Below are 12,859 nucleotides of genomic sequence, written 5' to 3'. Positions count from 1 at the left end.
ATCAGATGCACATCAGCCCCGATGTCAGCCCCATGGCAACGTAAAGGTCTTCAGGTTCGTGAAGCTTTTCATCGCTTCCTGGACCCCTTCCTTGTGGCCAAGCCCCGAATCCTTGATGCCGCCGAACGGCGTCAATTCGATCCGGTAGCCGGGCACTTCCCAGACGTTGACCGTGCCGACATGCAACTCGTTCGCAAAGCGTGTGACGTTCTCGAGGCTGTCCGTGCAGACGCCGGACGACAGGCCATACGCCGTGCCGTTGCTTATCCGGATGGCGTCGTCGACATCGTCGAATGCGATGATCGGCGAGACCGGACCGAACGTTTCCTGCGCAACAAGCTCCATCTCGGGCGTGACGCGGTCCAGCACGGTCGGGGGAAAGAGCGCGCCCTGACGTTCATTGCCAGTCAGCAGACGGGCGCCCTGCGCGATTGCCTGATTCACACGCGCCTCGAACAACGACGCCGCCGCTTCGTCGATGACCGTGCCCATGTCCGTGCTGGCGTCGGCCGGATCGCCGCACTTCCACGCGCGGGTCCTGGCGACCACGAGTTCGGTGAAACGATCGGCCACCGTCCGCTGCACCAGAATCCGTTTGACCGCCGTACAGCGTTGCCCGGAGTTCTTGTAAGAGCCGAGTACCGCAAGATCCGAAGCGCGGTCGAGATCGGCATCGTCCATCACGATTAGCGGATCGTTGCCGCCCAGTTCAAGAATCACGCGCCGGTAACCGGCCCGCCCGGCGATGTATTTGCCGATGGCAACGCCGCCGGTGAACGTCACCAGCGCGACGCTCGGGTTCGTGATCAACTCGTCGGCAATCTCGGCCGGATCGCCGGTCACGACCTGCAGCATCGGTGGCGGCAGCCCGGCTTCATAGAGCAGATCGGCCAGGTAGTACGCGGATAACGGCACCTTCTCGGACGGTTTCAGCACGGTGCGGTTGTTGGTCGCAATCGCTGGCGCAATCTTGTGCGCCACCTGGTTCATCGGGTGATTGAACGGCGTGATCGCGGTAATGACACCGAGGAGCGGTTCGCGCTGCGTGATCACGCGACGCTTCCTGCCGTGAGGCGTGAGATCGCATGAAAACACCTGACCGTCGTCGCGCAATGCTTCGTTCGCGGAGAAGTTGAACACGTCTGCGACACGCCCGATTTCGTAGCGCGAGTCCTTCATGCACAACCCCGATTCGAGCGTAATCAGCGAAGCCGCTTCTTCGGTCCGGCTGCGCAGCAGTTCCGCTGCGCGATTGAGAATCGACGCACGCTCGAAGCGCGACAGCGTCGGCCTGTAACGCATCGCTGCGTCGTATGCCATGCGTACGTCTTCGATCGAAGCCTTCGGCACCGTGCCCACCACGTCGCCGGTATAAGGGTTGGTCACTTCGATCACGCGGTCGCGTGTCAGCTTGTTGCCATCGATACGCAGTGCTTCCGCACGAAACTGCAGCGACTTGAGATTGATAGGGTTCATGCGTGCTGCTCCGGAAGTTTCGCGAAGGCGGGTTGCTCCTGAAGTGAATTCAGCGCGATATGAAAGACGTCGAAATTCCTCAGGCTGCCACGTTCGACCGGTCGCGCAAGCGCGCGGTTGAACAGCAGCGGAACGGTTTGCTCCGACAGGCCGCCGTGCGAACGCAACGGCACCGTCAGTCCGGAGAGATCGTGCGCCGCCGCGCTGCTGCCCAGCACATACGATCTATCGCTGATGACGACGAGATCGCCTACCCGGTCGGGTGGCAGTTCGAAGCGCCTGCACGCTTCTTCGCGGGTCAATACCGCCTCGATGTGTGGCAATGCAGCGAGGCGCGTACGCAGCGCGACGCCGTCGTCGCCGGCTGGCAGGTACACCGTTGCGTAGGAGCCGAGCGCGCCGTGGTGGCGCACGTACGGATCGGTGATCGGCAGGATGACCCGTGCACCGCCTTCTTCGACACCGCGCCCGAGCCAGTCATCGAGCAGGTCCTGGAGATAGATGATGTTCGGCTCGCCCGTCTGCGGATCGTGCTTGGCGTTCATCCCATGATCGGCAGTGATGCCAATGACGGCGCCCAGTTCGTGCAGGCGCAGAAGATACCGGTCCATCATCGCGTAAAACGCGTTCGCGCCGTCGGTGCCGGGCGCAAACTTGTGCTGGACGTAATCGGTCGTGGACAGATACATGAGGTCGACGCGATCATTTTCGAGCAGCCATACACCCGTCGCGAAGACGAATTCGGACAGTTCCGCGCTGTACACCTCGGGCAACGGCATGTTCACGCGCTCAAGCAGCCGGTCGATACCGTTCGCCTCTACGGTAGCCTCATCGGCCTTTTCCGCGGAAACGCAGATGCCGTTCAGGCCGTGTCCAAGCAGCGCGCGCAGCTTGTCCTTCGCGGTGACCACGGCCACGCGGGAACCGGCACCGGCTGCCGCTGCGAGCAGCGTACCGGCGCGCAGATAGCGCGGATCGTTCATCAGCACTTCACGGCCCCGGCCCGCGTCGGCATCGCGATCGTAGAAGTAGTTGCCGCAGATGCCGTGTACGGCGGGCGGCGCGCCGCAGACGATCGACAGGTTGTTCGGGTTCGTGAAAGACGGCATCACGCATTTCGCCTGCAGCGCAGTGCCGTTTTCGGGCAACGAGCCGAGGAACGGCGTCGCGCCCGCTTCTGCTGCCCGGGTCAGATAGTCGTATTCGCAACCGTCGACGCAGACGATCACCGTGGGCCGCTTCGGCAAGCGATAGCTTCGGCCGTTGACTGCGAAGGTTGAAACTGGATTCATGTCGAAATTCCTCGTTGAAGCACGAATGTTCAGAACGTGCGTCGAATGAAATACGTGCAAACCGAGCTGAGCAATCCCACGCCTGCGATATAGAGCGCGATCCACCACGGCTGCAGGTTGCCGTAGTGCAGGAGCGCGGTGGCGGCGAGTGGCGTGATCGAACTGGAGACGATGCCGGATACCTGGTACACGATCGAGATGCCGCTATAGCGCACCCGCGTATCGAACAGTTCGCAGAAAAGCGCAGCCTCGGGGCCATAGACGAAGGCGTAGATCACACCGACCACGATCACGATGGTGGCCGTCACGGCGGTGAGACTGGTCGAGTAATGAAAGACCGCAAAGGCGGGCCACGCGCTCAGGCCGCAGGCGAGCGCACCCCAGCCGAACACCTTGCGGCGACCGATCCGGTCCGACAGGCGCGAGGCGACGGGAATCATGAACATCAGCACGAGTGCCGCAAGCGTCACGGCGACGAGAATCGCCGACTTCGCATAGTGATGGATGCCGATCAGGTAGCTCAGCGAGAACACTGCGTAGGTGTTGAAAATCACACCGTCGATGTAGCGCGCACCCCAACCGAGGAACACGTTCTTGCGGTAGTCGGTGAATACCTCGCGTGCCGGCACTTTCGCGACTGCATGCGTGTCCCGAATCTTCGCGAACGCGGGCGTCTCGACGATGCGCAAGCGGATAAACATGCCCACGGCGACGAGCAGGATGCTGGCCATGAAGGCGGCCCGCCAGCCCCATTGCAGGAAAGCTTCAGGCGTCAGCCAGGTCGTCAGTGCGGCCACCGCGCCGCTGCTCAGGCACAGACCGACCGCGAGGCCGATCTGCGGATAGGATGCGTACAGGCCGCGCTGTTTGCGGGGTGCGTATTCGAAGGCCATCAGCACGGCACCGCCCCACTCGCCACCCAGCCCGATGCCCTGCAGCAACCGCAACAGCAGCAGGCAGATTGGCGCCCAGATGCCGATCGATGCATAGGTGGGAAGGACACCGATCAGGAACGTGGACACACCCATGATGGAAAGTGTCAGCACCAGCAAGGGCTTGCGTCCGAACCGGTCGCCGAAATGCCCGAAGATCACCCCGCCGAGCGGCCGGGTGACAAACCCCACCGCGTACACGGTATAGGCCAGCATGGTGGAGACGAATGCGTTTCCTGCGGGGAAGAACAGCTTGTCGAACACCAGCCCGGTGATCGTGCCATAGAGGAAAAAGTCGTACCACTCGACGGTGGTACCAATCAGACTGGCGAGGGCAACCGACTTCACAGACCTGGCGTCGACACTGACAGTCGAGCCTCCTGCAATATCCACTGCTTCCATTGCTTGTCTCCTGATAGTTGCCGGACGCATGACGTCGTCTGACGTTCGCTGCCTCGGCACTTGCCTTTCATGCGGCTTTTGTTGTGCGTCGAAATGCGCCGGTGCGAAACCGGATAGGTCGGCTCCTCCTCTATCTGCGTGATGCTGATCCTTTTGGATCACCGCTGCCAGAACTTCAGGCTGTCGCGGCGATGAAATTGCGACCGCGCGGACCGCTCAGCGCGTGCGCAATCATCCTGTCCGATTCCTCGACACTCACGCCGTAGCTCGAAAACGACGTCTGGACACCCAGCGCTTCGAGAAACCTTGTCAGGTAGTCGCGCGCTTCGTGCAACGGGCACGGAAAGACCTTCGCGAGCACCGCGTCGCGGGCCGCGCTTTTCCCACGCGCGAGTTCCAGCACCATGGGCAGCGTGAACGAACACGCAATGCCATGAGGCAGGCCGTGATGAATCGTCATCTCGTACGAAATGGAATGCGCCAGCGCGGTCTTCGTGTTCGAGAAAGCGAGGCCGGCTTTGAGCGCGGCGAGCGAAGCGCGCTCGCGAAGCGTCCGGTCCTGCGGATTGCTGACGAGTTCAGGCAACGTCGCCAGCATGTCGCGCGCGGCCGATACGGCGAATTCGTCGGAAATCGGGTTAGCGTTGACGTTCCAGATCGCTTCGAGTGCGTGTGACAGCGCATCGAGACCGCTTTGCACCGTTACCGACAGCGGCAGCGACAGCGTGAGGTCCGAGTCGATGATCGCGGCCTCGGGCCATGTCTGCGGCAGCTGCAGCGAATATTTGCGCTGCTTGATCGTACGGTCCCAGATCGTCGCCCACGGCGTGACTTCGCTGCCGGTGCCGGCTGTCGTCGGGACGGTTATCAGCGACTTCACACGCGGCGGCGTGAACGGCTTGCCCGTATCGAGCAAGGCCAGCAGTTCGTCGAACTCACCGCTTGCTGTTCCGACCATCAGCGTTTTCGCCGTGTCGAGCACGCTGCCGCCGCCGATCGCGACGATAACCGGACACCCTTCATGCCGCTGCCAGAAGTCGCGATACAACCCCGCGATATGCGTGACATCCGGGTTCGGCTGGACGTCGTCGATCACGTCGACGACGCCGTCGCCGCACAGTTCGCGCACCCGTTTCACGAGCCCGATCTGCGCCGCCTCCGCAAACGTCACAACGACAGCGCGGCGGCCAGCAAGTATTTCGGGCAGACGCTCGATACAACCGGGGCCGAAATTGACCTCTACAGGATTCCAGAAAACTCCGTTCATCGTCTCCCCTCATTTGGTGAACTACGCGTTACGGATGAATTATGGGAAACATCGATGTATAGTAAAAATACAAATATTTCTGTCGATGTATTCAGTCAATCTATGCGACTCACTCAATTGCGTTCGTTTTACGCCGTCGGCAAGCACGGCAGTGTGACCGCGGCCGCGCGTGCGTTGCACGTCAGCCAGCCGACTGTCACGACGCAGGTGCGGGATCTGGAAGAGAGTTACGGCGTGGAACTGTTCCATCGCAGCGGCCGCCGGATCATGCTGACCGCGGCGGGGGAAACGTTGTATGCGATTGCGCAGCGGATGTTCGGTAACGAACAGGAGGCAATCGACTTTCTGAAGGAATCAGCGGGTCTGACAACCGGCATCATTCGCGTGGGCGCGGTCGGGCCGCTACACGCGATGGAAATCGTCGCGGCGTTCCATTTGCGCTATCCGGGGTTGCGGGTATCGATGCGGCTTGGCAATTCCGAGGAAATTGTGCGCAGCCTGCTGTCCTACGAGACGGACGTCGCGCTGCTTGCGCAGTACGGGTCCGATCCGCGGCTCTACTACCTGCCGTATCGTCTGCATCCGCTGGTCATCATCGTTCCGGCCACGCATCGGCTGGCGCGCCGCCGAAGCGTCCGGCTCGAGGAACTGCGTGCCGAGCCGATGATCATGCGCGAGCCGGGTTCCACCACGCGAAAGGCGCTGGAGGATGCGTTACGCCATCACGACATCCAGCCCAACTTCGCGCTGGAAGTGGGCAGCCGCGAGGCCGTGCGCGAAGCGGTGATATTGGGGCTTGGCATAGCGGCCGTGTCAGAGCGCGAGCATGTTGACGACGCCCGACTGCGCAAGCTGACGATCCGTGGCGAGCAGGTATTGACTCACGCGCACGTGGCCTGCCTCGCCGAGCGCAAGGCCGCCCGGCTGGTTCGGGCTTTCCTCGACGTGGTCAATCAGATATTGGTCGAGCAAGGCGGCGAGGTTGCCGCGCGCGAGGCGTAGGGTAAGAAGTGAGACGCATAAAAGCGCGGGTGCGAATCCGCTCTCGCGCGCGTCGGGACGATCGATGTCCGGTTCCTGATCTCAGTCAACTGACGCTTGTTGACAATATACAACGCCGCAAGCTATGTTGACGAAGCTGACGATACGTCACCCATTTTTCGCTTTCAAAATCGCTCATCCATGACCATGTCAACAACGTCCGGCGCCATTGAGCTTCTGCAGCGGCATTCCCTTGCCACGCTGGTTCAGGAAACGCTTGAACGCAGCATCGTCTCCGGGGAATTCGCCCCCGGGGAGAAATTGAACGAAGTCGAAGTTTCCGCCCGGTTGAATGTGTCTCGCGGCCCCTTGCGGGAAGCGTTCCGCGCGCTCGAACAGGCTGGATTGTTAAAGACCGAAAAAAACCGCGGCGTCACAGTACGCGCGCTCTCGTTACGTGAGGCCGAGGAGATTTACGAAGTCCGCGCCATGCTGGACGAATCGGTAGCCCGTGCGTTAGCCGACCGCATGACGCCTGAGACGCTTGCGACGCTTAAAGGCATCCTCGCTTCGATGAAAGCAGCGAAGAAAGACCACGACCTCACCCTGTACACGACATTGAACGTCCAGTTGCACGACGCAATGGTGGTGGGTGTCGGCAACCGGCATCTGGTCGAAACCTATCGACATCTCGTCCGCCAACTGGGCTTGCTGCGTCAGGCTGCGATTGAAACGGACAAGAGCGCGCTGGCTATCTCAGTCGCGGAGCACGAAAAAATCGTCAACGCGCTCGCGAAAGGCGATGCGGAGCGCGCCGTTACGCTCGTGCGTGAACACGTCGCTCATGGCCTCGCAAGAATGCGCCGCGCCCACGAACATTGGGCAGCGTGCGCGGACAATATGGGTAAAAGCTAACGCTGAAACGCGCAGGACGGCCGCTACGCCTTGTCCGATTTACCGGCGGCATTGGCAAGCTTGCTGAGCAACCGGTCGACGAGCCACGGCTGGCGGTCCTCGTCTTCCGCGCGTTCCTTGCGGCGGATCGCGTCGCGCACTGCAATGGAGCCCACGTAACGTATTGGCTCCGGCGGAAAATGTCCCAGCGGACCTCGCGTCAAGGGGCTTCGCGTCCATGCGTTGTCGAGCCCAAGCACCAGTGAGGACAGAATCTGTCCGCCCATCCAGGTCGGCCCGACACCATTGCCCGAATAGCCGAATCCATAGAAGACGTTCGGCGCATCATCAAGCCGGCCAAAAAACGGAAAGCCGGTGACCGATCGATCGGACGGACCGTTCCAGCTCGCCGTCACCGGCACGTCGCGCAACGCCGGAAAGAACTCGTGCAGGCTGCGCGCAAGATCGGCCTCATACGGCGAACGCTGGTCGAACACCGGCGCGATCCGGCCGCGCCAGGCGAACGTATTGCCGCCCTTGCCGAGCATCAGCCGGCCGTCCGGGGTGCTGCGATAGTAATAAACGAAGATGCGCGAGTCGAGCACCGATACCCCGTCCTTCAAGCCGATCTGCTGCAGCAGTTCCGGACATTTCTCGGTGACGATCATGTCGCTGGAAACGACAGCGAGCGTGCGCTCGAATTGCCGGAAGCGACTCGCCATCCACGCATTGATCGCGAGCACAAGTCTCGAGGCTGTCACGCTGCCAGCCGGTGTATGTACGGTCACGCATTCGCCTGAATTGAACTCCAGCATCGGCGTGCGCTCGTAGATACGAATGCCCATTTCCATCGCAACACGTCGCAAGCCGCGCACGAGCTTGCCCGGATGGACCGTCGCCGCGACCGGCGAATACACACCGCCGAGATTGCGCGCCGAGCCGGAACGCTTCGCCACTTCTTCCGGCGCAAGATGTTGATAGGAATTGATGCCATGCTCGCTCAGTGCGGCGATCACGGGGTCGAGCAGGCCAATTTGCGCGCGTGAGGTCGCCGTGTAGAGCGTGCCATCGAGTCGAAGCTCGGCGTCGATATCATGCTCGACGCAGAAGTCGCGAATCCGTCCGACAGCAGCCTCCGATGCTTTCACCAGCCGGATCGCTTCGGCCTCGCCATACAGGCGCCGCAGCGTGAAGAATTTCGTCGACCACGTCAGCAGGCAGCCACCGTTACGGCCGCTTGCGCCCGCGCCGCACAGATCGCTCTCGATAATCACAATGTCGAGATCGGGCTTTGCCTGTTTTGCCTGAATAGCAGTCCACAAACCCGTAAAACCGCCGCCGACAATGCAGACATCGGCAGTCGTCGCGCCCTGCAGTGCGGGCGCGAGTGAACCATCGGCGAAGAGTGCCTGTTCAATCCAGAACGGACGCATGAAGTGCTCGCATTGATACAACGATTTAACGCCACCACGCGAAAGAAAAGACTTCTTCCCCGGAGCAGCGGAAAGAAGCCCTCGCACGTGGGCATGTTCAGGCCAGCGCTTTCGCCGATACCTGCGTGATACCCATCACCTTCAGCGCATCGGCAATCGCCGCGACCGCACCCGGAATGCCGGATTCGCCGAAGTGTCCGATACAGCCGACCCGGAACGTTTCGAGTTGCGTCAGCTTGCCCGGATACAGGATGTAGCCGCGCTTTTTCACTTCCGTATAGAACGTCTTGAAGTCGTAGCGGGGGTCGTCAGGCGCATGGAACGTGACGATAATCGGCGCCTGAATCGCCGGGTCAAGAAAGGTTCGAAAACCGAGTGCGGCCATGCCTTCGATCAGCGCCCGGCAATTGCTGGCGTAACGCCCGCCACGCGCTTCCTGGCCGCCCTCCTCCACGTATTGCGCAATCGCCTGATCGAGTGCCGCGACGACGTGGGTGGGCGGCGTAAAGCGCCATTGCGTCGTACGGTTCATGTACGCCCATTGGTCGTACAGATCCAGCGCGAGCGACGGACTATTGCCCTCGCATTGCTCCAGCACACTGCGGCGGATGATCACGAAGCCCATGCCGGGCACGCCTTCCAGACATTTGCCGGACGCCGCCACGACCGCGTCGAATGGCGTCTGGCGCGCATCGATGTCGATGGCGCCGAACGAACTCATCGCGTCGATGATCAGACTGCGTCCATGCTTCGCGACGACGAGCGCGATTTCATGCAAAGGGTTGAGCACGCCAGCGCCGGTTTCGCAATGCACGAGCGCAACATGCGTAATGGTCGCGTCGGCCGCCAGCGCGCGGTCGACGTCAGCCGCCTTGACCTGCGCGTCTTCCGGGTAGTCGAGGGTCTGGTGGCGACGGCCAAGCGCCCGGCAGATCTTCGCGATGCGCTGGCAATAGGCGCCGTTGTTCGGCACGAGTACGTGCCCGTTGCGGGGAACCAGCGTGCCAATCGCCGCTTCGACCGAGAACGTGCCGCTGCCTTGCATCGGCACGCATTCATGCGAGTCTTCGCCATGCGCGATACGCAGCGTCTGCTGGCGGACACGGGCGGTGATCTGATTGAAGTCGCCGTCCCATGATCCCCAGTCGCGCAGCATCGCCTGACGCGTGCGCTCTGAGGTCGTCAGCGGACCAGGGGTAAGCAGAATGGGCTGGGAAGGGAGAGTCATGGTTGCTCCTTACAGGTCTTTATGAAGACGGGTTTCAGCCACGGCGCGACGTGCGCCATGCCTGGGTTCTACGCAACACGCCATGCGACACGCAGGCAAACAGCACACAGGCGAATGCAGCGGTCACGAGCACGAGCGTGGCCATCGCCGCGGCCGGTCCGATCTGTCCGGCGTCATCGAGATTGAGGATGGCGACGGAGGCGGGCTGCGTGTCGGGTGAGTAGAGAAACGCCACAGCCGACACCGTCGTCATGCCGTTGACGAACAGATAGCGCGCGATCTGCAGGATCGACGGCAGGCACACAGGCACGGTGACGCGCAAAAACGTCTTGTAGAAGGGCACTTTCAGCGAGGCCGAGACCGCTTCGAACTCGTTGTCGATCTGGCGCAGCGCGGTAACCGCCGTCAGGTGGCTCGACGAGTAGTAGTGCACCACCGTGACGATTGCGAGCAGCGCGAGCGTGCCGTAAAGGCCGTTCAACGGGTTGGCGGGCGAGTTGAACAGAAAGATATAGCTGATGCCGAGCACCAGTCCCGGAACACCCATCGGCAGGATGGCGCACAGGTTGATAAATCCTCGTAACCAGCGCGGCCCACGCGTTTTCTCTACGAGATATGCGCCGCCGAACACGATGATCGTGCCGCCGATCGCCACGCACACGGCCATTTTCAGGCTGTTCTTGTACGCGTCGAAGATCCCGGCCCCGATGAGTCCCATCTTGTAGTGCTGCAAGCCGAGGCTCATCTGGTACGGCCAGAACTTCACAAACGAAGCGAACACCGAAATGCCGACCACAGCGAGCAACAGCGCGCAGACAATCCCGCAATACCCGAGCATCGCGATATCGAAGCCGCGAGAGGGTTTCGGCTGATACGGCGTCGAACGCGCGCCGAGTTGCGACTGCTGCTTGCGGCGAATGAAGAAGTCGACGGCAAACGCGACCAGTGCCGGACAGAGCAGCAGCAGGCTGACCACCGCGCTCCGGTTGAAGTCCTGCAAGCCGATGATCAGCTTGTAGATATCGGTTGACAGTACCGAATAAGGTCCGCCGATCACGACAGGCACGCCGAAGTCGTTGATGCAGATCGTGAACGACACCATCGTCGCGCTGATCAACCCGTACTTCGCGCCCGGCAGCGTGATCGTGAAGAACTTGCGCCTGCGGCGCGTGCCCATCGCGTCGGCCGCTTCATACAGGCGTCCGTCGGAAAGCGATAGCGCCGTCACGAGAATCATCAGCACATGCGGGAAAGCCGCATAGACCAGACTGCATACGATGCCCGGCAGCCCGTAGATCGAATGCCCATGAAGCAGCGGTTTCAGGATGCCCGAGTTACCAAACCAGTAAATGAACGAAACCGCGGACAGCAGCGTCGGCGCCAGCAGCGGAAGCAGCGCGATCGTGCGGGCGGCGTTCTTCATCGGCATGCACGACCGGGTCAGCGCATAGGCGAACGTAAAAGCCATCGGAATCACGATCGCCGTCACGAGGCAGGCAACCGTGACCGAGTGCAGCGTCGACGTCCACACACCCGAATCGACCAGATAGCCGGTGAAATTGGCCAGCCCCACGAAGCGGCCATCCGCGTCGACGAAGCATTTACCGATGACGAGTGCCAGCGGCACCAGCAGAAACATGCCGAGAAACGCACACATCAGCAGAAGCGCCAGCTGCGCAATCCGGTCATGCCAATGGCTCTTCTGGCGCACCTCGGCGTGGCGCCCCTCGCCGCTGCGGCGCTCGATCAGGACGGCGCTCATTGAAGTCGCTCCTTCGCGGCGGAGAAGACGCATACGTGTTCGCGGTTGATGGCCAGATTGAAGCGCGACCCCGGTTTCAGATGCGCGCGATGCATCTCATGAAACGACAGGTCGGCGACCACTTCCTGCTCGCCGAGACCGTCCACCTTGAAGCTGACCCGGCAGAACGCGCCGAGAAACTCCAGTTTCTCGACTGAAGCAGGCAGCAGGTTGTCCGCTTCGCTGTCAGGTGCGCCGAGATGGATGTCTTCGGGACGCACGAACGCCGACACCTTCGAACCCAAAACTGCCCGCTCCGCACCGCACCCGTAGCGCAGCGCGATCGATCCCGCCTTGAGGCTGCCGTCGCGCGTGACCTCAGCCGGAATCAGGTTGACCTTGCCGATGAAATCGGCCACGAACGGCGACGCCGGCTCGCGGTAGATTTCGTGGGGTGTGCCGATCTGCTCGATCACGCCGTGATTCATCACCACGATCCGGTCGGCCATGGAAAGCGCCTCCTCCTGGTCGTGCGTCACCATGATCGTGGTGACGCCGAGACGCTGCTGCAACTGCCGGATCTCCTGGCGTAGCCGCACGCGTACGCGCGCGTCCAGCGCCGAAAGCGGCTCATCGAGCAACAGCAGACCCGGCGAAGTCGCAAGCGCGCGCGCCAGCGCGATGCGCTGCTGCTGTCCGCCCGACAGCTGGTTCGGATGCTTGCGCTGCGCGTCCGGCAAGCCGACCAGCGCGAGCAGTTCGTTCACCCGGTCGGCGATCGCCGCGCGCTTCATCTTGCGATTCACGAGACCATAGGCCACGTTGTCGAAGATGGTCAGATTGGGAAACAGCGCATACGACTGAAAGACGATGCCGTAGTCGCGAAGCTGCGGCGGCAACCTTGAAATATCGCGGCCGTCCTGCATGATCTGACCGGCGCTCTGGGTTTCCAGTCCGGCAATGATGCGCAGCAAGGTAGTCTTGCCGCATCCTGAAGGTCCGAGGAAGCAGAGCATCTCGCCTTTCTTCACGCCAAGATTGATGTCCTCCAGAACCGGCGTGTCGTTAAACCGCTTGTAGACCTGCTGCACGCTCAAATACGCTGTCATCTGCTCCTCCGCTTCCGCCTGCCTGCATGGCGGCGACGCACTTCCGTGCCCGGCGTCGCCGCATCGTTCGGGGGCCGCGCATCGCGCGCCCCGGCACCCGTCAA

Annotated in this window: 10 protein-coding genes; 2 read left to right on the top strand and 8 right to left on the bottom strand. The window is 61.8% G+C overall.

The window, feature by feature from the left end; all coding sequences use genetic code 11:
* Positions 1-24: 24 nt before the first annotated feature.
* The 4 genes from phnY to psrA all read right to left on the bottom strand — a co-directional run bounded on the left by phnY (position 25) and on the right by psrA (position 5,369).
* Entirely contained in the window at positions 25-1,476 is a 1,452-nt protein-coding gene (gene phnY, locus LPA36_RS10225) for a phosphonoacetaldehyde dehydrogenase (protein ID WP_228876074.1), read from the bottom strand.
* Complete coding sequence (gene phnA, locus LPA36_RS10220; protein WP_228876073.1) at positions 1,473-2,768, bottom strand: phosphonoacetate hydrolase; 1,296 nt, start codon at positions 2,766-2,768, stop codon at positions 1,473-1,475. The genes phnY and phnA overlap by 4 nt, the downstream gene beginning before the upstream one ends.
* Positions 2,769-2,797: 29 nt before the next feature.
* The gene (locus tag LPA36_RS10215) at positions 2,798-4,102 is read right to left on the bottom strand and encodes an MFS transporter (protein ID WP_228876067.1); all 1,305 of its coding nucleotides are present in this window, start codon (positions 4,100-4,102) and stop codon (positions 2,798-2,800) included.
* Positions 4,103-4,277: 175 nt separating this feature from the next.
* A complete protein-coding gene (gene psrA, locus LPA36_RS10210; RefSeq protein WP_228876064.1) occupies positions 4,278-5,369 on the bottom strand; it encodes an iron-containing alcohol dehydrogenase PsrA in 1,092 nt (363 codons plus the stop codon).
* 54 nt (positions 5,370-5,423) lie between these two features.
* Between psrA and LPA36_RS10205 the strand changes: the two genes are divergently transcribed.
* Both LPA36_RS10205 and LPA36_RS10200 read left to right on the top strand, forming a co-directional pair.
* The gene (locus tag LPA36_RS10205) at positions 5,424-6,371 is read left to right on the top strand and encodes a LysR substrate-binding domain-containing protein (protein ID WP_324250926.1); all 948 of its coding nucleotides are present in this window, start codon (positions 5,424-5,426) and stop codon (positions 6,369-6,371) included.
* A gap of 180 nt (positions 6,372-6,551) precedes the next feature.
* Positions 6,552-7,265 carry a phosphonate utilization associated transcriptional regulator gene (locus LPA36_RS10200; RefSeq protein WP_228876541.1) on the top strand — a complete coding sequence of 238 codons (714 nt, stop codon included), beginning with the start codon at positions 6,552-6,554 and terminating at the stop codon, positions 7,263-7,265.
* 23 nt (positions 7,266-7,288) lie between these two features.
* Here LPA36_RS10200 and LPA36_RS10195 read toward each other — a convergent pair whose 3' ends face one another.
* The 4 genes from LPA36_RS10195 to LPA36_RS10180 form a co-directional block, all read right to left on the bottom strand.
* Positions 7,289-8,677: an FAD-dependent oxidoreductase gene (locus tag LPA36_RS10195; RefSeq protein WP_228876060.1), complete on the bottom strand. Its 1,389-nt coding sequence runs from the start codon at positions 8,675-8,677 to the stop codon at positions 7,289-7,291.
* 97 nt (positions 8,678-8,774) lie between these two features.
* Positions 8,775-9,905 (bottom strand): 2-aminoethylphosphonate--pyruvate transaminase, encoded by a 1,131-nt coding sequence (locus LPA36_RS10190; protein WP_228876058.1) that lies wholly within the window; start codon positions 9,903-9,905, stop codon positions 8,775-8,777.
* A gap of 34 nt (positions 9,906-9,939) precedes the next feature.
* Positions 9,940-11,667, bottom strand: a complete 1,728-nt coding sequence (locus tag LPA36_RS10185; protein WP_228876056.1) for a putative 2-aminoethylphosphonate ABC transporter permease subunit — start codon at positions 11,665-11,667, stop codon at positions 9,940-9,942.
* Positions 11,664-12,755: a putative 2-aminoethylphosphonate ABC transporter ATP-binding protein gene (locus LPA36_RS10180; RefSeq protein WP_228876054.1), complete on the bottom strand. Its 1,092-nt coding sequence runs from the start codon at positions 12,753-12,755 to the stop codon at positions 11,664-11,666. The genes LPA36_RS10185 and LPA36_RS10180 overlap by 4 nt, the downstream gene beginning before the upstream one ends.
* Positions 12,756-12,859: the final 104 nt, after the last annotated feature.

Source organism: Paraburkholderia saeva (genome assembly GCF_907164555.1).
Classification (GTDB): domain Bacteria; phylum Pseudomonadota; class Gammaproteobacteria; order Burkholderiales; family Burkholderiaceae; genus Paraburkholderia; species Paraburkholderia saeva.
Note: the sequence above shows the minus strand (reverse complement) of the source record. Positions and strands in the feature narration are given on the sequence as shown.

What these genes read in the sequence shown, in the direction of transcription:
- phnY (WP_228876074.1), bottom strand. Translation starts at nt 1,476, where the DNA reads ATGAACCCTATCAATCTCAAGTCGCTGCAGTTTCGTGCGGAAGCACTG.
- phnA (WP_228876073.1), bottom strand. Translation starts at nt 2,768, where the DNA reads ATGAATCCAGTTTCAACCTTCGCAGTCAACGGCCGAAGCTATCGCTTG.
- LPA36_RS10215 (WP_228876067.1), bottom strand. Translation starts at nt 4,102, where the DNA reads ATGGAAGCAGTGGATATTGCAGGAGGCTCGACTGTCAGTGTCGACGCC.
- psrA (WP_228876064.1), bottom strand. Translation starts at nt 5,369, where the DNA reads ATGAACGGAGTTTTCTGGAATCCTGTAGAGGTCAATTTCGGCCCCGGT.
- LPA36_RS10205 (WP_324250926.1), top strand. Translation starts at nt 5,424, where the DNA reads ATGTATAGTAAAAATACAAATATTTCTGTCGATGTATTCAGTCAATCT.
- LPA36_RS10200 (WP_228876541.1), top strand. Translation starts at nt 6,552, where the DNA reads ATGACCATGTCAACAACGTCCGGCGCCATTGAGCTTCTGCAGCGGCAT.
- LPA36_RS10195 (WP_228876060.1), bottom strand. Translation starts at nt 8,677, where the DNA reads ATGCGTCCGTTCTGGATTGAACAGGCACTCTTCGCCGATGGTTCACTC.
- LPA36_RS10190 (WP_228876058.1), bottom strand. Translation starts at nt 9,905, where the DNA reads ATGACTCTCCCTTCCCAGCCCATTCTGCTTACCCCTGGTCCGCTGACG.
- LPA36_RS10185 (WP_228876056.1), bottom strand. Translation starts at nt 11,667, where the DNA reads ATGAGCGCCGTCCTGATCGAGCGCCGCAGCGGCGAGGGGCGCCACGCC.
- LPA36_RS10180 (WP_228876054.1), bottom strand. Translation starts at nt 12,755, where the DNA reads ATGACAGCGTATTTGAGCGTGCAGCAGGTCTACAAGCGGTTTAACGAC.